The following is a 20,011-nucleotide window of genomic DNA, read 5'->3' on the forward strand; positions in this document are numbered from 1 at the left end:
GGAGATCTTATTGCCTTCTGACTGTTCTGCCAGACCGACTGAAGTTCATGGCAACAGCAATCATAACAGTTACTGAATTACCAGGTGAATGCTTCTATAGTGGTATGACCTTAGGCACCGCATGGAAAAGAAACAATGACGGTAGGCTCACGCTGGTTTAAATTTGATTTTCATAACCATACCCCGGCCTCAGATGATTATAGAGTACCGGATCTCCAGCCCCGGGAATGGCTGCTGGCTTACATGCGACAGCAGGTCGACTGTGTTGTCATCAGTGACCATAACAGTGGGGCCTGGGTTGACGTGTTGAAAGCGGAACTGGCAAACATGTATCGGGATGCCAATTCCGGTGAACTGGCAGACTTCCGGCCGCTGGCTCTGTTTCCGGGGGTAGAGCTCACGGCCACCGGCAATGTCCATATCCTCGCCGTGTTGCACACTAAGAGCACCAGTGCCGAGGTGGAACGACTACTGGCACAGTGCAACAACAACTGCCCTATTTCGCGTGAAACCCCTAATCATCAGCTTGTGCTTCAGCTGGGACCCGCAGGCATCATCAGTAATATCCGTCGTAACCCGGAAGCGATTTGTATCCTCGCACACATTGATGCGGCGAAAGGCGTTCTGACAAGCCTTACTAATCAGGGAGAACTGACAGCCGCTTTTCAGTCAAAGCCTCATGCAGTGGAGATCAGACACCGGGAGGAAGATATTACGAACGGGACTCACCGGCGTCTAATTGCGGATTTGCCATGGCTCCGGGGATCAGATGCGCACCACCCTGAACAAGCGGGAGCGCGCACCTGCTGGCTGAAGATGTCAGCCCCTGATTTTGACGGTCTCAGGCATGCATTACTCGATCCGGAAAACTGCGTGCTGTTCGATGATAATCCACCGGAGGCACCAGCTTCACATTTACGCAGCCTGACATTCAGAACCCGTCTTTGCAAGCCGGTGGATCAGAATGGAGCCTCCGTTGAGTTTAGCCCTTTTTACAACGCGGTGATTGGCTCCCGGGGCAGTGGTAAGTCCACGCTTATCGAAAGTATTCGTCTGGCCATGCGAAAAAACGAAGGGCTGACTGCGTCACAAATCAATAAGCTGAACCTGTTTAGTCAGACAGGAATGGGCATGGATACAGATTCTTTCATCGAATGTGTGTTCCACAAAGAGGGCACCGATTTTCGGCTCAGCTGGCGGCCCGGTGGTTGTCATGAATTGCATATCTTCAGCGAAGGTCAGTGGGTGCCGGACAATCACTGGTCAGCAGACCGTTTTCCCCTCTCGATATACAGCCAGAAAATGCTCTACGAACTGGCATCGGACACAGGGGCATTCCTGCGCGTCTGTGACGAGAGTCCGATGGTCAACAAACGAGCCTGGAAAGAGCGCTGGGATCAACTGGAAAGGGACTACCTGAATGAGCAAATCACGCTGCGTGGTCACCTGGCCAGTCAGACGATTGCGGGAAAACTACAGGGGGAGTTGTCTGATGCTGAACGGGCCATCAGCCAGTTGCGGTCGAGCGCTTACTATCCTGTTTGCACCCGTCTGGCCACGGCCCGAGCTGAACTGTCTGCGGCAACGCTTCCTCTGGAGCATAATGAACTGCGTGTCGCTGGTCTGAGGGCGCAGGAGAAAGAACCCGTGCAAGTCCCTGAGCTCCAGGTGGAGTCGTCTGCGCCACTGACAGCTTTTATGACGCGTCTTTTGGACGTACAGCAAAAGTATGACCAGCGTCTTGACACTCTGTTGTCGGACTATGCCGCGGAACTCCGTACCATTAAGCAGGAGCCCCCTTTTCTCGCATTGGAAGAGGCGGTTCGCAACCAGGAGGAAACCGTACAACGTGAGGCCATGGTGTTACGAGAACAGGGGCTCAATCCGGACGTCCTCGATGAGCTGATGACGCGCAGTGAGTCGCTGAAATCGGAACTGAGAAATTACGCCGATCTTGACGGGACGATCGCGGCCTCCGCAGCGAGGTCCAAAGGATTACTGGCTGAAATGCGTAACCATCGGATGGTATTGACGGAAAAGCGAAAGGCGTTTCTGTCCTCTCTGTCTCTCAGCGCACTGGAAATTAAAATTCTGCCGCTCTGTGCCCCGCATGAAGACACCGTATCTGGTTATCAGGCAGTAACCGGCATCGGAAACTTTGCCGATCGTATCTATGATAATGGTGACGGTAGCGGGCTACTTCATGGCTTCATCAGCCTGCGCCCGTATAGTCCGCTACCGTCGGCTACGGAAAACAAATATCTTGCGCTGGATACGCTTAAAGCTCTGCATCTTGCTATCCATCGCGAGGAACCGGGGGTCGGGGCTGAGCTCCACGGTGCTTTCAGAAATCGCCTTAAAGGTCTGAATGAAGCGCAACTGGATGCCCTGCAATGCTGGTATCCGGATGATGGGATACACATTCGGTACCAAACACCCGGAGGAGGGATGGAAGATATTTCCTCTGCTTCGCCGGGACAAAAAGGAGCTAGCATGTTGCAGTTCCTCCTGTCGTATGGCACCGATCCCCTCCTGCTGGATCAACCAGAAGACGACCTGGACTGCCTGATGCTGAGCATGAGTGTGATCCCTGCCATCATGGCAAACAAGAAACGCCGGCAGTTGATTATCGTGTCGCATTCTGCCCCAATAGTGGTCAATGGTGATGCGGAATACGTTATCAGTATGCAACACGATCGCTCTGGCCTGTACCCGGGACTTTGTGGAGCGCTTCAGGAAACGCCGGTGAAGGAGCTGATTTGCCGGCAAATGGAGGGTGGGGAAAAAGCATTTCGTTCCCGCTATGAGCGGATACTCAGCTAAGAAACAGCCAACTCCCTGGGGCCGACAGACGAGTAAAAAGAGTACACCTGCGAGCCACTGAGTGTCTGAAAACCCGAACATAGGCCCCGATCAGGCAGCTCCAACAGCTTGATCGAGGCCTATGTAGCCGGTGAGTGACCCTTTCCCCTGGCAACCCTCTCCAGCGCGTCAGGGGTGAGCATTGAGCCATGCTATCAGACGTGCATCGCTACGGGAAAGCGTCCCATTTTTCAGCTGATTATCAATGGCTGTGTATACTTTCTTTTCAGTGATACCGTGAAGAGGGTTCAGTTCCCTGAAAACTGACTCACTGGTAAATTGGCACCGGGTAAATGCCTCCTCTGCGGTACTGACGGTTGGGTGGATCACCACAATATTAAACAACGCGCTGATTGTTGCTCGCAGATAGTGTTCAAGGTTCACCGTCAGCAGGTCAATGTGCGGGCTGGTACCTGCATTGTGCACAATGGTATTTCTTAGCAGGTACAGGCGGTGAAGATGTCGGGTGACTTTCTCGGCATGCTGCCCCAGTTTATCCGCCATTTTCTCGGGTGACGCACAGATCCCGGCAAGCTTACGCACCCGGTACATGACATAGGGAAAGTGCTGTAAATCTGTCTGAAGTTCACGGGCCCGATCCGCATCTTTAAGAAGGGCATAGAGCTGTCCCAGCGGAAGTGAAGCAATGTCCGGTGTGCGCAAGGTGTGTCCCGGCTCTCGCAGGATGAAGCGCAGAACTTTTCTCAGTGAAAATAGTTGCTTAACAATATAATCCAGCACCATGCAGGGAGCCACAACACTGATGACATGTTGTTCATGTGATGGTGTGCCAGGGGCAACCCCTAGCGTTAATGATTCAAGTGCCGACCAGTAAGCTGTGAAACGACTCTCCTGAACCTGGCTTTCAATACCGTTACGGAAAAAACGAAATGCGGAGCTGATTTTTTTACGGGACACATCCGGTGTATCCGTGAATAGCCTGTTCATCGCCACCATGAAGCGCGCAAATTCCTCGTCCGTTAACCGGTCCGCGTTTGCCTCGATTTCATTATCGAAGCGCGGCACTTCGGTTTCGTCTTCATCCCGGATTATCATGAACTGTTTCTGGACGGTGATATCTCCCTTACCCACCATGTAGGCAATGACATCCAGAGATTCACGAAGCATCTGACCGGCCATGTTACGGGCAGACGTGTCAGACATTGAGCAAACCGGTATATCGACAGCGAGGGAGAAGCGTTGCCGGGCTTCATCAAGTGGCTGGAACACACATCCATTGAACTGTAATGTGGGTCCTTGCGTGTTAAGCAGGGTGTGCAGTTTCTCACTGGTGATAAACATCCGAACTGTCACATCCCGAGTAGGCGTGACCAGTTTCTGCCGGAACGAATGAAAGGCGGCCCGGAAAGCGTCTGGTTCAGGACTCACATTTCTGAAAATATTGATGTACAGCAGGTAACATTCCGTCAGCGTCATTCCCCGGGTGAGGAGTAAACTCATCACTCCGTTCGTCAGTGAGTAAATATCCCGCGCATGGTTTTCATCCAGAGGGGGGTCTGTAAACAACTCCTGTTCAAGCATCTCAAGAGCCTCAGTGATATAACTGGCCTCGATGATATCCGCCAGTTGTACACAGAGGCTACAGATAAGACGAGGTCGTTTTTCCACCGGGCTGCGAGTGGGATCAACCAGTAAATCTCTGTCCAGAAGACTCACCAGTTGAGCGGGGATGTCCTCAAATGCCTCTCTCCTGAGAACGAGATCGGTTTCGAGTAACTCGAGTAGTTCAGTGGCAACCCGGAGTCTTTTCTTATCGGCACTGAAACGATCTTCCATTTCGTAAAGAAACAGCAGTTCTCGGATAGTGCTGAGTGGATTGCTGTACCCGACCCGGTCAGTATCCGGACTGTTTTTATGGCAGAAGTTGGACCAGCATTCAATAAAATAGAGCTGATGCTCGGTGAGTACATCCCTGCTCAGACGTCGGTCGATACGCATAGGTCTGGAAATCTCTTGTACAGTGAGTTATTATTCATTCATACCATATTTAAATCATCTGCCGCCATGCGGGGGATGTCACCGAAAAAAACGGCTCTCCCTTCTGTCAGTGGCTTAGTCCCGGGAAGGTTCAGGGCCTCATATTCAGAAAGCCACCCGCAGGGGTGGTTTTTTTTTCAGAAGTCCGGATGTTCCAGTGCGGGCAACAATCTGGCAGCCCGGATGGCGTCTACCTCCCGCCAGAACAGTGCTTCATCCATATACCAGAACAGGTGACGACGGAAGATATTCAGCTGAGGTCGTTCCCGGCCAGCGGCTTCAATAAACAGGGCACAGGTTAGTGAGATCCCCTGCGGTAGTAGCGGAATGCCTGAATCCAGCTGCTGCATACGCAGTGAAAGCCAGGGCACACCCGCCATCATGATCCGCTGGAGATCTGTGTCACTACGGATGTTCAACAACTGACAGTATTCCCGGTTCTCGGCCAGAGTGGGCCCGGCGTCATACCAGTTTTCCGTCAGCGGCAGGCCAGTGACACCAGATAGCTCCCGATCCATCAGGGCAACCAGCTCGCTGCCGTGCGAAAAATTGCCGATGATGTCGCCGAACGACGCTGACAGAAATTCCTGAATGAAGTCGCTTTTCGATCTACCGGCCGCTTTCGCCTGCGCCGCGATCGCCGCATCGACGTCGGCAGGCAGGTGGCGTACCGTCAGAGTCCCTTTTGCTGCAGATAATTTATTTTTTCTCTCATCTTTCATTTTTACATCCTGAGAAAGAGCTTTGTGTTTTTATTATAATGCTATTTAAATATTTTATATGATGCAAAAATAAAAATCTGCATCATATTTATCTTTAGTGATTACTATTGCATTTTGTGCAGCATTGCTGAGTCTGTCTTCGCATTATATCTCTCCTGAATTTCTTCTGATCCGATTTCTGGTGGAGTCGGATCTTTGCCCGTGAATCTCTCGAGAGAGATGTATGGATAACTTCAAGATTGGACTTTTAGAATGGTTTTAGTGCAGGTTGACAGGCAGCTATGAGCGAAAAGCAGCCCCCTATCCCGCAGGGGCTGGCAAAAAGTGTAGCACTATTCCGCGCAGCAATTTAGCTCGATAGCTGACTGCTGTGATATTCCCACAGTAGCTGGTATGCCAGGAATTCAGAATACACAGGATGATGTGATTATTAATCTGGTGATGGGGCTGATATTTCTGGTGCTGCCTACGTTCTGACTGGGGGCGATGACGTAGGACGTAGGCTGGAGTGAGGGTTGGCGTGGCGGTGAATGGTGCTCTGGAGAGGGGGGGAAGGCTGGGGGATGATTGGAAAATTCTAATGCTATCATGCGCTTCGATTAATAAGTTCTATTTTCTGAAAATAGCAGAAAAGGAAAGTTTTTATTCATCATCCCAAGATCCAGTTTAATAAAATATAAAAAGATGATAAGTAAATCTATCCTTATCATCTTTTCGAAAAATAATTAATCAATAACGCCAAGCCGCGTTAGAATATTCACGTCCACCTTCGACATCTGAAGCTGCATCGGCTAGTAATTCACGGCCTTTACTATCAGAAGCTAAGCCAACATAACTATCTACAGACCATCTATTGCGAACGTACGCTTTTGCAATAGCTAAACGGAAACGATAACCTAAATCCCAACCACGTAACCAACCAACATCTGGTAATTGAGGAAGAAGCATATCACGAGCTTTTTGTGATAACTTAGACTTCAATATTTTATGATGAATATTTACATACAATTTTTCAATTACATGAAGCCCTTTATCACCACCGGACTTTATAGCAAGGAGAATAAAAAAACAATCAAGCATATCTGCTTCTGGCTCATCAAGATCGTTAGTAACAGCCATTAAAGAGTTATACCAAGGCTCTAAACCTTCGACAATCACAGCATCCGACAACCAACCAAGCACATCCGCAATATCAAAAAGTAAACTTGAATGAGTTATATTACGAATTACCTCATCTCTAAGAAGATAATTATATTGCGATAAAAACTCATTCTTCCAAACTTTTGGTACGAATGTTTTTACATTTAGTCTTTGCACAACTTGTGCGACAGCGATACTAGGAAAATAATCAAACACCATACTTGCGATATTTTTATTATCCTGCGAAATTATGTCATTTATAAAATGTGTAAGTCCTTTAGTAGTGGAAGGAACCAAAGGAAGCAAGTTTAACACATCAATATCGTCTAATTTGTATCCATTTGCGAGTAAAAACTCAGGATTTCTTTCAGTTACAATTTTACGGGCAATTGGGTGAGCATAACTAAGTGTCCAAAAATCAGATGATTGAATAGCCTCTATCAAGCTTTCAAATATAATTTTTCCACTTTCAGAACTAGAATGTGATGATAAAATAAAGAGATCTAAAACAGGCTCTGCTTTTTGTGGCCAAAAACCAATTAAATTATCAATCCCAGCCATTGTAATTGCTGGGAACATTATTTCCTTTTCATTACCGCTCAACATTATGTTACTGATCAACATAATTTGCTCATGACAAGCTAAGATACCATCAACTAAATGTTGTTTTAAATGTTTCGCATCATTTAAAGTAGGGAATGATTCAGAAATAATATTAATTATACGCTGCACAGCTCCCGCTTGAGATTTATAACCAAGCGAATAGATTTCAGTCAATGGTCTAAATGATCCTCGCTGCTTGCGAACATCTCTCCCATATTCCCATAGGAAAGTACGCAATGAAGTTTTACCTCCACTTTGCACATCTGTTAGCGCATCATTTAACCAACGAGAGGAGATGTTCTCACTTTCAGAATTGTTAGATTCATCTTGAGAAAAGATAGCAATAATATCAAAACGAGCAGAGCCTGTTGGTCTTTGCATCCGGGAAACAGCTGTCTGGAATCGAAAATTACGTCTAAGCTTAGGCCATTGCTGTGACCAAACAGCAAATAATGGCTGGTCAAGCCTATCTGAAGAAAGAACTTCAATTTTCGTACTTATTTTTCCATACAGTGAATCAATCAATTTTTCAACAATTGTAATATCTAACGGTAACTGAGAGGAATTTTTTTTGTTTAGATCAACCTCCAGAGGCTGTCTGTAATAATCTATCTCTATAGAAACGCCAGGACGAGTAATAACGCCCTGTAATATAGACAAATCTTCTATAGATTCCAACATTGCTGGCTCTAACAATAAAGCATGAGTCCAAACACACCCGGGCCTTGGCATCTCTGGAGCAGGCCATGTATACATTAAAACATAACGCCCAATAGAAGGCGCGGGAGAACCAGTCCAATAACCCTTTGAACTTCCGAAAACAACACCCGGAGCGAGATCACTTAACTCCGTAAGATAAGCACTTTCTTCACCAAGAGGTAATGATGAAGCAATCAATCTATGACCATCATCATAACCAAATAAGCAATGATCTAATTTCATTCGCCCGCCGACATAAGCCATACAAGAGGTTCGGTCAAATCATTCCCTTCGCTTTCCGGACCAACAATTTTAATTCTTCGACTTGCTAATAAAGTAGCAATCTCATCAACTGCGGAATTATCAGAAAGGCTAACTCCTTGTGCAGAAACACCATAAATCTGATGGTCAAAATAATCTCTATTAGTCTTCAGGAATTGTGCCACAAGTGGCATATTTACCTCTAGCCAATCGTTAGGTGTTACTCCTGAATTATGGATTAAATCCCATGCAGATATTAATAAAGCGATTCGTCGCAAGCGAGGCTCAAAGGGTGGCCTAATAATATCACTAAGAAGCTGCACAACTTTAACTTGCGCAGGTAATAATTTTGGTTCCCATTCAGTTATTCTTATTTCAACATTCTCATCAGCAGAACCATCGTTCAAAGACTCTTCCGTTTCACCATTACCAGGTAATCTTGCATTGAGCTCAGTTACAGATAGATGGTCTTCTCTAACATCTGAGCTAATAAAAAATAAAATCCCATCGTCATCAGAAAAACCTTTCATGAAATCTTTCCGGAAGATTCTATCTTCTACTTGTCGATCAAAGACCTCTCCAGCCAGATCAGGAAAAAAAGCTGTTCCTTTCTCACCAGTTTCGCGATTTCGCAAATGAATCGCTACGTTCATATCACCGACCTGAGATGTTCTAGGAACGGGTTCAAAGTTCCGCCATGCTTCAGCTATGCGATTAAGATAGGTAAGATCCCCCTCATAAGCATCTAATTCTAAAAGACAATTCGTCTCATCAGATTCAACCAAATGCCAGAGTGCTGCTAAAAAAGTTGTCTTACCTGATGCAGGTAATCCCATAATTATGAAATTTGAATTCACTGGACAGCTCTCCTCACTAGCAGTTTATCAAATTCATCTGTCAACTCAGGAAGACGAGGATTATCAATATGTTCAAGTGGTTTCGCTCTCAACCAGGTTTTCAGAAGTGGAGCTAACCCTTGTGCTGGCTCTGAATTAGGATGTAGCGCACGAGCAGCAGTATGAAAAATTTCAAAATGAAACCTTCCAGACAACATAGTTTCAATAGTTTGCTCAAAGGTAGCTAAGGCGTCTCGAGCTTGAAATTTTTCATCTCCCTCAAGTAAATCAAATTTAGTAACAACCAATTGAATCTGTGTGTGAGATGAAATATTCCCTGAATTAATCACAACACGCACGATATTTCTTACAGAAGAAAAAACCTCTGACCGTTTTCTTGGTAAAGCTACGCGCTCACCATCAACGATAAAAGCGATAGTTGTTGCCTTGCGAATCTCTATCATGTCTACAGCACGATCTGGACGATCTCGGATCTCTCGATAAACTTCGCCAGCACGTTCCGAAATAAGAAGATCACGGCGTAAAAGATCTGTTTCATTTGACAATGCCAAATGAAAGAAGCGTAAGCCATCTTGAGCTGAAGTTCTATCAGTGTCTGGATATGACCTTCCTGACTCAGCCCGAGAATGAAAGCTTTTTCGTTCAAATCCCATTAATGTCAGGCTATGGCAAAAATATGAATTTGCAAAAGCACCGCGTAGGTAACGGCCATATATTTCGGTTACTAATGTTGTTTTACCACCGTTACGCTCCCCAACTATGGTTATTATTGAAGCATCACGCCAACGCAGAAGCTGATCTGCCTCTTCCAGAGTAAGCATTGTAGAAGTAGGTAGCGATACCCAAGCTTGTGTGGGATCAACAGATTGAACCTTAACTGATTCCGGTTGATCAAAAACATCAACATCAGTTTCTTCTTCATTGAGCTGATTTGTCACAGTAGTCGCCCTAAAAGATATTCACGGTAAAGTTGTTCAGCCAAAGCTAGAGACTCTAACTGAATTGAAGATTCAAACCCTGTTCTCGACTGAAATTGCACATACCAAGAACCAATACCAATTGTCTCAGCTAACTCAATCGCGGTTGAAATAGGGGCAAGTTTGGCTGGTAATGTTGCAGGCACCTTAAGACAACGAAGTTCCTCCACACTGAAACCATCGATAGCTGTAGAAAGTTCTTTGGGCTGTGCCCCGCGCCCTTTTTTAGCAGTTAAAATTACGCGTTCAAGCATTGCAGGTATAGCAACAGGGCCAAATTCGGACGAATTAGTCAAAGCCCCTAAGTCTATTGCGGCGGTTATTGCTGCTTGTTGGGTTGAGAAAGTAGTGAAACTACGATTAAAAGCCCTACTATAACCGCCCGTCAGCCACCAAAGCATCTGGCTTTCTTCTCGCATCAATGCAGACTGTCGCTCAATTTTTTTCAGTATACCCATACTCTGATTTGCAACTGTTTTCGCCGATGTTTGGGCTTCTGTCCGAATCTTTCCAAGCAGGGTGATTAGCGTTGCCCAATCATTTGTGGCACTCAAAGCCGCAATCTCTTCGTCAAGTTTGGGAGTAACAGTGGGAACTATTTTGATAGGAATATCTTGAAATGCTCTCCCTGCAATGGCCAGCTTAATAAAACTTTCTTCGGCGTTGTTTAAAAGCCACAAAGACTGTAAAGGTCGACGCAAACCTTTTACGCTCCCAACACATATCGCCAAGATAGCAACAGCATTTTCTTGATCGATTAGTTCCCCCATAACTGATGCGGATAATACACGAGCTTCTCTTTCATTATTCAACAAGCTAAAACTTGCATCTTCTTCTGCGAACTCATCTCGAAACCATTCTAAAGAAACATCAGCATTGCCGTAGTAAAATGATGCTAAATCAAGTATTTGCTGTTCATTAATATTTTCCACGATCCGTTTGACCGGTTCTTGACGAGAAATTATTGTTTCTGATGTAGGAGATAAACCCGCTTCAGCATAACGATCCGCGAATGTTAACATTGCCATACTTATTGTCCCTTTATCGTTGTTCAACTTCGGTCACAGCTGCTGCAAACTCATCAAGCATTCCTCTCTCATGAGCTCTGAGTAATACTTGTCGAAAACGTTCATAGTCAGGTAAACGCATATCGTCGTCTTCTAACAACTCCAGACGCCCGGCAATCTCTAATTTTTGACTAAATGTTAAGCGGTAGAAACGCAGACCAAGCTCACGAAGGGTATTCATTGAATTTCCTTCCCTCACAGACATTATTTCTGATATGTGCGCAGACGGAGGAAATTGTGCAACAAAACCTGAGGATGTTTCAGTCGATGAATTCCAGTCTTCCAGACGTATAGAATGCTCAAATATGGAAGAGTTTCTATCCATTTTCGCCTGAAATCCGCCTGGTGCAGTTTGCCACACTCTGATATGAGCTCGAATGTTAAGCATTCGCCTTGTTGGCTCCCCGCTAACATCTAATTCAATAAGATTGTACCCGGGTTCCCAGCCATCTTCATGCCGATCAGGGTTCATGGCGCTAGCTGTAAGCCGCACATAATCGCGAACCATGTCTACTCGATTAGTGTGTATATGACCGAAAATTTGTAATGGAGCCACGTCATTAAGATGATCTTCAAGCTCACGCGCATTACCTAACCAAGTAAGATGATGATGAGTAATAACTGCATTAACAACACCATCTCCACGCGTAATCTGGAGGCTAGCAGGATCAACAAACAACTCGCCAGGACGATCATTGCTACTTGAAACAAATGAACTATTAAGCCCCCAAAGTCTTAAAGTCGAGCCATCATTTAACACAAGGTCTCGAACAACTCGAGTCCTATCAGGGGGAAGTAAGTCACAGAAAAATTGCTGTGCGAATTGATTGTAGTTGTCCAGACTTTCATAAAGTAATCGTCGGGGATCAGGATCGCTTAACTGTTTCATAATCTCAGCATTGGGATTTGGTGCTGACTTGATTGTTCGGTGGATCATCTGAACTAAATTTCGATCCGCTAAGTTTCGCACAACATCATGGTTGCCCGGTACAACAAATACCGATGCCATTGAGCACTGACAAGCTTCGCAGAGACGCTCAAGCCAGTCCGTAGCAAATGAAAATTCCTCGGGATCCCCTGAAAATGCAATGTCTCCCGATACAATCACTACATCAGGTACACCTATGTGCGCACACTTCTGTGCAGCATCACGAATCAACTCATTCCTTAAATGGAAGTTTGGATCCTGAGCGGTCTGAATTTCAGATTTTCGAAAATGAATATCAGATAAGTGCAATATGAGCAAAGTACGACTCCTTCAGGTTTGGCCAACCGTCAAAGCTAATTAAAAATCAGATGTACTATCCTATCAAAAGGTTTCCCATTTTACTGCTATGATCCATTACCAGCGTCTGAGCATGTTCACTCCTTCTGTTTTTTTCAGGGGCAGAGCACTCCAAAATAACATCAGTTTGTGCTCTCAGATATAGCAATCAATTGACTGTTCATTGTGACGCATCTGATTAACTTCCGCTTTTGGCACAAAGCGGCCTTCAACAGCGTCCACACTGTCAGAGGTCAGGACGGATGTTCTTGCAGAAAAATGATGCGTGCCGCTTCGTAGCTGATTCGCCGTCAGGATGATTTGTTCACTCAGGGCAATAATCATTGCCCTTTCTTTCCTGAATAACAATAATCCTCTCATCACAACAATTCACTGTTTTTTGTGCTTATCCTGCAATAATCCCTCTTCTCCTCTCAGCAGATCCGAAAAAAGCATGTTCCGGATCTGCTTTCCGGCCTCCGGCGCGCAGCGGCCCGGTGACACAAGATGTAGCGGTGTTCCCAGCTGAAAATGACGCTATATGTTGTGTCCCTCCCCTGCCCCGCGACCGGCCGCTCACCACCGGAAAACGCCGCTTTGCTTATTCCCTGACCGTGGTATACTTCCGGAAACTTGGCATAGCGATAAAAGTCGGATCCGGACGGAACGGCCATCCGGTAATTTAGTTCCGTGGTTATATGGCTGATTATTATCATGTGAGTGATGATTTCGCAGGCGAATGTCATCCGGTGTGACGGTCAGGTGCGTCAGCGGGTGATGATTACGAGGCGGGACTATTCAATAAGGTATTAAATGGATATTGATCAAGTTATTCGGGATCTCATTAGCAAGGCCATGAATTCCGTCTGGGTATATCAAACTGCGAATAGTTACGGAAAAGAAATGGTTCAGTTACTGGACTCGCAAGGAAACGAACTTGCATGGCGTTGGCTCTCTGATGGCTGCGCAGCATGGCAGGCTCCCTCTTCAGTGATTGGGGGATATACGAACGTACCCGCAGGAGCAAGTGAATATGACCTCTCACATGGCTTCGAGTATGCGTCGATCACCCTAGGTACTGAAGATTGTGCAAATTATTCAGAACTACCGCCCAGACCAGACTGGTGCTGCTAAGTAGCTAAATGAATATGACTGGCGGGATTTATCAATAAAGGAACACATATGGCTGACTGGTTTATTGCGACTGAGGGCGTGAAGGTGGTCAAGGACAGCGCCAGTCTGTGGCCGCAGATCATTACGGCGGTTTCGTCAATCGGAGCTGCACTCGGCGGTGTCAGCCTGACCCATCATTTCACCCGCAGACGTGAGGAAAGAGCTACTGCTGCGCAGCAGGCCAGTGAGCGACTTTTTATTGCTACGGAGTTGGTCTTTTTGCTGGAGTACTATGCGATTAAATGGTTAGAAGTGGATACTGAAAAGCGTCTTCTCCATTATAAGGCAGAAAAGATACCCACTTTGAATTTATCAAGTGTATCCGGTGACTGGCGTACTCTAAATACAAACTATATATTCAAAATTCGTGAGTTCGATGCCAATCTGGCTGTAATGCTTCTCACATTAAAGCCAGAGACTGTAGATACTGGCTATATGTATTTTCACTATGAAGATCGTGTGTATGTCTTAACTCAGGCAATTAAAGCTTTTCTTCTGGCCGCCAAGCTTCGCCGTGAGGTTGGGTTGCCGGATTCTATACATTTAAAAGGTAAACAGGGCGTGTTGTTCCTGCTCCATAAAGCAAGAAAAAGGTACTGGCGCTTAGTGCATTGTGATCGCAAAAACGTAAATGGCAAGAAACGATAGTAATGGATAATTTGACTGGTCTTTCAACATTTATTAGCCAAGAAAAGCAAACACAACTGCCTTTGACTATCGATTATCAGGCAGCACTGGCGCTGCGCCAGATGGCTTTGGTGCAGGATGAACTGCCGAAATACCTGCTGGCGCCCGAAGTGAGCGCCCTGCTTCATTACGTCCCCGATCTGCACAGAAAGATATTGCTGGCCACTCTGTGGAATACCGGGGCGCGAATTAATGAAGCGTTGGCGCTGACAAGAGGGGATTTTTCGCTGGCGCCGCCATATCCGTTCGTACAACTGGCCACGCTCAAGCAGCGCACCGAGAAAGCGGCAAGGACGGCAGGTCGTGCCCCCGCAGGCAGTAAGATCCATCGTCTGGTTCCCCTTTCCGATCACCACTACGTCAGCCAGCTGCAGATGATGGTGGCCACCCTGAAAATCCCTCTCGAACGTCGCAACAAGCGCACCGGCCGAACGGAGAAGGCACGCATCTGGGAAATCACCGATCGTACCGTCCGTACCTGGCTGAATGAAGCTGTTGACGCAGCTGCCGCCGACGGGGTGACGTTCTCAGTACCGGTGACCCCCCATACGTTCCGTCACTCCTACGCGATGCACATGCTGTATGCTGGCATACCGCTGAAAGTGTTGCAGAGCCTGATGGGACACAAGTCACTGAGCTCGACGGAAGTCTATACGAAGGTATTCGCACTTGATGTTGCTGCGCGGCATCGAGTTCAGTTTCAGATGCCCGAAGCGGATGCGGTAGCCATGCTGAAAGGGAATATTTAATTACTCAGGAGAATGATGCTGGCGAACGTCCTGCTCGCCGGTGAGGTCTGTCAGAAGTTATCTGGCCCAGCTGGCGGGAATATCTGCACTATATCCCTTATACCGCTCATAAATCGCATGCTGCAGCATTTTAATACGAGCTGACAATTTGTCGGCGTCCGACATATCCCGCCATTCTCCCTCAAAAGTGGGTTTCCAACCATCCGGGAGATTGAGCGTGATCAATACCTTTGTATCACGAATAATCACCCCGTCAGTGAAAGAAGTAAGACTACTTCTTACGGTCTTATCTATCTGTATAGCTTCAAGTTTCATCTTGTTACCTCATATTGTCCGGATCCCAAGCTTAAATAGCTGAACTCAAATTGCCTAGTGAAATGTCTGGATGTGCCGCATTTTTCCCCTTACACAGTGAAGCTGGCCAAAGGCCAGCTCGCATGGATTTATCGCTTTTGCCAGTAGATCAGCATGGCAAGGAACAGGATTGTTGCCCCCTGAGAAGCGGGAGAGGCGGTCAGGAAAATTTCCAGCAAGGTCATTATCGTAAAACTCCGCATTATTAATTTCAGGTGTGTGACTCAGGGGCCTTAGTCCCCCTTTACAGGAAGTAGTGTTCTGTCACGACGGCAACCAGCGGTAATAAAACGATTCGAATATGCCTGCAGGGACGATAGAAATCTTCGTGCGGCTTGCCTCGCTGTAGCGGGTACTGGAGAGCGACTAGGGGGAGGAGTAGCATCTTCCGGCCACGGATATGATCGAGCCAGCAGTGCTCGCCGCAGCCGAGCGACAGGGCGAAGCCCCGAGTGAGCGAGGAAGCACCAGGGGAGAGTACTTTTCATATTCTGCTGACGCTCAATGCATGAAAAATTTCCTTACCCAGGGGTTATCCACTTATCCACCGGGATATTTTTATAAGATCTTTTTTTATAGTTGTTAGATCTTTATTTTTAGAATGCCCGCAGGCCTTTATCCATGCGGGTTCCAGAGGGGGAACTGTGACAAACCGCCCTTTCAGTGTGACAAATCACCCTCAAATAGCCGTCCTTTCTGTGACAAATCACCCTTAACCCTGTGACAAATTGCCCTCAGATGGCGTTGCTTTTTACAAAGTTATCCATCCCTGTTGACTCTGTTTTATGAAGTGTGACAATCTGAAAACCTGTCACACTTCACATGGATCTGTCATGGCGGAAATAGCGGTTATAAACCACAAAAAACGTAAAAATAGCCCGCGGATTGTCCAGTCAAATGAGCTGACTGAGGCGGCATATAGTCTCTCCAGGGATCAAAAGCGTATGCTGTATCTGTTCGTTGACCAGATTAGGAAATCCGATGGTTCGCTGCAGGAACACGACGGTATCTGCGAAATTCATGTTGCTAAATACGCTGAAACATTCGGGCTGACCTCCGCTGAAGCCAGCAAGGATATACGACAGGCTTTGAAAGGTTTTGCGGGTAAGGAAGTGGTTTTCTATCGCCCTGAAGAGGATGACGGCGATGAAAAAGGGTATGAATCCTTTCCCTGGTTTATCAAACGTGCCCACAGCCCATCCAGAGGGCTTTACAGCGTACATATCAACCCTTATCTCATTCCCTTTTTTATCGGGTTACAGAACCGGTTTACGCAGTTCCGGCTCAGTGAAACAAAAGAGATTACCAATCCGTATGCCATGCGTTTATACGAATCCCTGTGTCAGTACCGTAAACCTGATGGCTCAGGTGTCGTGTCCCTGAAAATCGACTGGATCATGGAGCGCTACCAGTTACCTCAAAGTTACCAGCGTATGCCGGACTTTCGCCGCCGTTTCCTGCAGGCAAGTGTTGATGAGATCAACAGCCGGACACCAATGCGCCTCTCTTACATCGAGAAAAAGAAAGGCCGCCAGACAACTCATATCGTATTCTCTTTCCGTGATATCACCTCCCTTACAACGGAATAGTTTGAGGGTTATCTGTCACAGATTTGAGGGTGGTTCGTCACATTTGATCCGGCAGGTTGAGGGTGATTTGTCACAGTTTTGCTGTTCCCTCCCTGGCAGCCTGCGCTTATTAATACTTTTTTGGCTGTAACCGGTAGTGAAACCAAGTTTGAGGGCAATTTGTCACAATACATGAAGGCAGTTTGTCGCAGTTAAACGAGTGCAGTTTGTCGCAGTTAAACGAGTGCAGTTTGTCACAGTTAAATGAGTGCAGTTTGTCACAGTTGAATAAGTGCAGTTTGTCACAGTTGATTTCCCCCTCTTTCCCTCTTCCCTTTAGTCGCAAGGCCTGAGGCAGTGGTCGAGCTCGTCATAACTGATGAGGGCAGATTGTCACACTTATTGCCCTTAACAGGCTATCTGCGCGTGTGCCTGCGCTTGGGGTGTTTCCCGCAGACCCGGCCTGACCCGTATCCCACAGTCAGGGCTGCCTGCAAAGTTGACCTGTTTCCAACAGAGGATGGAAACCTATTCATGTATTGGGCGTAAGAGCTATCTGCCTGAACGGCTGCTCTTTGCTTCCTCGCCAGTTCGCTCGCTACGCTCGGTCTCATGGCTGCGGCGAGCACTGTTACAGAAAAGCTATCTTTGAACGGTCGTAACAAAAATCAGCCCCTGAGCGTAAAATTGCGATTCAGAACGGTGTTTGAGTGGAACACCCTTCTGGCTTGTCCAAACCCTCCAATTGTTGAGAGCGAAATCAAAACAACATGATTTTTTACTTGCAACATGACTCTTTTTGTTCAAAATGACAAAAAACATCATGAGGTGATGAATGGACAATATTGAGCAGTTACGGAAAGTCGCCACACGTGCAGGTAAGCTTCTGACATCTTTGAGCGAAAATATACGCCAGCAAAAAGAGGAATTGAAACTTACCGAGTTCTATCAGGAATACAGCAAAGCCGCCCTGTATAAGCTGCCTAAACTCAGTAAAGGCAGTGTTGAGTATGCTGTGGCCGAAATGGAAGCCGGTGGCTACATTTTTAAAAAGAAACCTTCCGGCAATACGATGAAATACGCGATGACGATTCAGAATGTCATCGATCTGTATTTCCATCGTAAAGTGCCCAAGTACAGGGATCGCTTCGATAAAGCCTTCACGATTTTTGTTTGTAATCTTAAAGGTGGTGGTTCCAAGACAGTCTCTACCGCTTCATTATCACATGCTTTTCGAGCTCATCCTCAGCTTCTGTTCGAAGACCTCCGTATTCTGGCCATCGATTTCGATCCGCAGGCATCTTTGACAATGTTCCTGAGCCATGAGAATTCAGTGGGCTTGGTTGAAAATACGGCTGCTCAGGCCATGCTCCAGAACGTGTCTCGTGAAGAATTACTTTCCGATTTTATAGTGCCGTCGATTATTCCGGGTGTTGATGTCATTCCCGCTTCCATTGACGATGCATTCCTTGCTGAAGGCTGGAAGGGGCTGTGTGAAGAACATCTGCCAGGGCAAAATATTCATGCAGTGCTTAAAGAGAACATTATCGACAAGCTCCAGCATGACTACGACTTTATTTTCCTTGATAGCGGTCCTCACCTTGATGCATTCCTGAAAAACTGTATTGGTGCGGCAGACCTGATGTTGACCCCCCTTCCACCGGCAACGGTTGATTTTCATTCTTCCCTGAAGTTTGTGGCCAGCCTCCCTGCCCTCATTGATTCGATCGAAATGGACGGGCACACCTGCAATCTCATCGGTAACGTCGGCTTCATGTCCAAAATCCTGAACAAGTCTGATCACAAAATTTGTCATAGCCAGGCCAAAGAGGTTTTCGGTGCCGATATGCTCGATATGGTTCTGCCGAGACTGGATGGTTTCGAACGCTGTGGGGAGACTTTTGACACCGTTATTTCAGCAAATCCCGCAACCTATGATGGAAGTACAGAGGCGCTAAAAAGCGCAAAATCAGCAGCGGAGGACTTTGCGAAGGCAGTATTTGATCGCATTGAGTTCATTCGTACTAACGGAGGTATGTGATGTCGAATGAGAGAAGAAAAACCATCGGCAGACAGTTAAATACTCAGGCGTCAATGGTCGAGATGACTGACACCGATAGAAGCCAGGTATTTACCTTAAAAACCGGCAGGAAGGTAACGTTCAGGTTTGTTCGGATACCTGCATCTGACGTTGAAAGTATGACCTTCGTAAACCAGGAGAACAATGGACGAGATCAACTTGCTCTAACCAGGGAGTCTCTGAAATCCATTATCCAGACGATTAAGTTTCAGCAGTTCTTCCCCTGTATTGGTATTAAGCAAGGTGAAAAGATTGAGATACTGGATGGTTCAAGACGGCGAGCCTCAGCGATTTATATCCGTACAGGCCTTGATGTCATGGTTACCGATGAACTTTTATCAGCTGATGAAGCTCGCCAACTGGCTAAAGATATCCAGACAGCTAAAGAACATAACCTTCGGGAAATAGGCCTGAGACTGATAGCTCTTAAAGAGTCCGGATTCAATCAAAAGGAAATTGCTGAACTGGAGGGGTTATCTCAGGCTAAGGTCACCAGGGCGCTGCAGGCGGCGGCAGTACCGCAAGACTTGATTGCTCTGTTCCCGGTTCAGTCGGAGCTGTCATTTAGTGACTATAAAATTCTTTTAGAAGTTAACGAAAAACTCAGTGAAAAGGGCTTAACGCCTGAAGAACTCATTCAGTCTGTCTCAGATCGGCATAATGCAATTTTAAGTGATTGCGAGCGACCAGAAGACGAACAGAAAGCCAGTATACTGAAGCTGATTTCTCAGGCATCTCAGGCATTGATAGCGCCACCTCCCAAGGAAAAGTCAGTGATTTCCCCACTCTGGACCTTTGAAGAAAAGGACAAGTTCGCGCGCAAGCGTGTGAAAGGGCGCACGCTGACTTATGAGTTTAGCCGTATGTCAAAAGTGGTTCAGGATGAACTGGACAAGGCTATCAATGAGGTCCTTGAAAGAAATTTGAGTCAATAATTTCGCCATGGCGAT

The 20,011-nt window shown here is 46.6% G+C and carries 17 protein-coding genes and 2 pseudogenes; 9 read left to right on the forward strand and 10 right to left on the reverse strand.

The features are described 5' to 3' along the window. The first annotated feature begins 135 nt into the window (after positions 1–135). Entirely contained in the window at positions 136–2,823 is a 2,688-nt protein-coding gene (ppl, locus tag CWM61_RS24280; protein WP_100632072.1) for an anti-phage protein Ppl, read from the forward strand. A 168-nt stretch (positions 2,824–2,991) separates the two neighbouring features. Here the strand turns inward: ppl and CWM61_RS24285 are convergent, their stop codons facing one another. Together CWM61_RS24285 and CWM61_RS24290 are read right to left on the reverse strand one after the other, a co-directional pair. Then, positions 2,992–4,821: a hypothetical protein gene (locus CWM61_RS24285; RefSeq protein WP_100632073.1), complete on the reverse strand. Its 1,830-nt coding sequence runs from the start codon at positions 4,819–4,821 to the stop codon at positions 2,992–2,994. 176 nt (positions 4,822–4,997) lie between these two features. Next, positions 4,998–5,582, reverse strand: coding sequence for a hypothetical protein (locus tag CWM61_RS24290; protein WP_100632074.1), 585 nt, complete (start codon positions 5,580–5,582; stop codon positions 4,998–5,000). 377 nt (positions 5,583–5,959) lie between these two features. On the opposite strand from CWM61_RS24290, the pseudogene CWM61_RS30240 reads away from it, so the two are divergent. Continuing rightward, positions 5,960–6,252 (forward strand): annotated as a pseudogene (locus CWM61_RS30240) (hypothetical protein); the annotation flags it as partial. A 59-nt stretch (positions 6,253–6,311) separates the two neighbouring features. On the opposite strand, the gene CWM61_RS28875 reads toward CWM61_RS30240, so the two are convergent. From CWM61_RS28875 to CWM61_RS24325, 6 genes are all read right to left on the reverse strand, one after another. Next, positions 6,312–8,288: a hypothetical protein gene (locus CWM61_RS28875; protein WP_165785306.1), complete on the reverse strand. Its 1,977-nt coding sequence runs from the start codon at positions 8,286–8,288 to the stop codon at positions 6,312–6,314. Continuing rightward, positions 8,264–9,142, reverse strand: a complete 879-nt coding sequence (locus CWM61_RS24305) for a TRAFAC clade GTPase domain-containing protein (protein ID WP_227521401.1) — start codon at positions 9,140–9,142, stop codon at positions 8,264–8,266. The genes CWM61_RS28875 and CWM61_RS24305 overlap by 25 nt, the downstream gene beginning before the upstream one ends. After that, positions 9,139–10,080, reverse strand: coding sequence for a TRAFAC clade GTPase domain-containing protein (locus tag CWM61_RS24310; RefSeq protein WP_206054237.1), 942 nt, complete (start codon positions 10,078–10,080; stop codon positions 9,139–9,141). The genes CWM61_RS24305 and CWM61_RS24310 overlap by 4 nt, the downstream gene beginning before the upstream one ends. Beyond that, positions 10,077–11,147, reverse strand: coding sequence for a GTPase-associated system all-helical protein GASH (locus CWM61_RS24315; protein ID WP_100632077.1), 1,071 nt, complete (start codon positions 11,145–11,147; stop codon positions 10,077–10,079). The genes CWM61_RS24310 and CWM61_RS24315 overlap by 4 nt, the downstream gene beginning before the upstream one ends. A gap of 13 nt (positions 11,148–11,160) precedes the next feature. After that, positions 11,161–12,432, reverse strand: coding sequence for a metallophosphoesterase (locus CWM61_RS24320; protein WP_100632078.1), 1,272 nt, complete (start codon positions 12,430–12,432; stop codon positions 11,161–11,163). Between the two features lie 174 nt (positions 12,433–12,606). Further along, complete coding sequence (locus CWM61_RS24325; protein WP_100632079.1) at positions 12,607–12,795, reverse strand: hypothetical protein; 189 nt, start codon at positions 12,793–12,795, stop codon at positions 12,607–12,609. A gap of 92 nt (positions 12,796–12,887) precedes the next feature. On the opposite strand from CWM61_RS24325, the pseudogene CWM61_RS24330 reads away from it, so the two are divergent. From CWM61_RS24330 to CWM61_RS24340, 4 genes and pseudogenes are all read left to right on the forward strand, one after another. Then, positions 12,888–13,136, forward strand: a pseudogene (locus tag CWM61_RS24330) (hypothetical protein); the annotation flags it as partial. Between the two features lie 127 nt (positions 13,137–13,263). Further along, a complete protein-coding gene (locus CWM61_RS28880; protein WP_032072060.1) occupies positions 13,264–13,584 on the forward strand; it encodes a hypothetical protein in 321 nt (106 codons plus the stop codon). A gap of 48 nt (positions 13,585–13,632) precedes the next feature. Further along, positions 13,633–14,271, forward strand: coding sequence for a hypothetical protein (locus CWM61_RS24335; RefSeq protein WP_022644887.1), 639 nt, complete (start codon positions 13,633–13,635; stop codon positions 14,269–14,271). Between the two features lie 2 nt (positions 14,272–14,273). Then, a complete protein-coding gene (locus CWM61_RS24340) occupies positions 14,274–15,059 on the forward strand; it encodes a site-specific integrase (RefSeq protein WP_022644886.1) in 786 nt (261 codons plus the stop codon). A 57-nt stretch (positions 15,060–15,116) separates the two neighbouring features. Here CWM61_RS24340 and CWM61_RS24345 read toward each other — a convergent pair whose 3' ends face one another. After that, complete coding sequence (locus tag CWM61_RS24345) at positions 15,117–15,374, reverse strand: hypothetical protein (RefSeq protein WP_032408936.1); 258 nt, start codon at positions 15,372–15,374, stop codon at positions 15,117–15,119. 128 nt (positions 15,375–15,502) lie between these two features. Beyond that, positions 15,503–15,616, reverse strand: a complete 114-nt coding sequence (locus CWM61_RS29515) for a hypothetical protein (RefSeq protein WP_032072094.1) — start codon at positions 15,614–15,616, stop codon at positions 15,503–15,505. 630 nt (positions 15,617–16,246) lie between these two features. Here CWM61_RS29515 and repE point away from each other — a divergent pair. The 3 genes from repE (at position 16,247) to CWM61_RS24370 (ending at position 19,996) form a co-directional block, all read left to right on the forward strand. Continuing rightward, positions 16,247–17,002, forward strand: a complete 756-nt coding sequence (gene repE, locus CWM61_RS24355; RefSeq protein ID WP_012539983.1) for a replication initiation protein RepE — start codon at positions 16,247–16,249, stop codon at positions 17,000–17,002. A gap of 814 nt (positions 17,003–17,816) precedes the next feature. Beyond that, entirely contained in the window at positions 17,817–19,022 is a 1,206-nt protein-coding gene (locus CWM61_RS24365) for an AAA family ATPase (protein ID WP_015632469.1), read from the forward strand. Next, complete coding sequence (locus tag CWM61_RS24370; protein WP_165785307.1) at positions 19,022–19,996, forward strand: ParB family protein; 975 nt, start codon at positions 19,022–19,024, stop codon at positions 19,994–19,996. Before CWM61_RS24365 ends, CWM61_RS24370 begins: the two co-directional genes overlap by 1 nt. Positions 19,997–20,011 lie beyond the last annotated feature (15 nt).

This window comes from Klebsiella sp. K-Nf6 (genome assembly GCF_002806655.1).
Lineage (GTDB): Bacteria > Pseudomonadota > Gammaproteobacteria > Enterobacterales > Enterobacteriaceae > Klebsiella > Klebsiella variicola.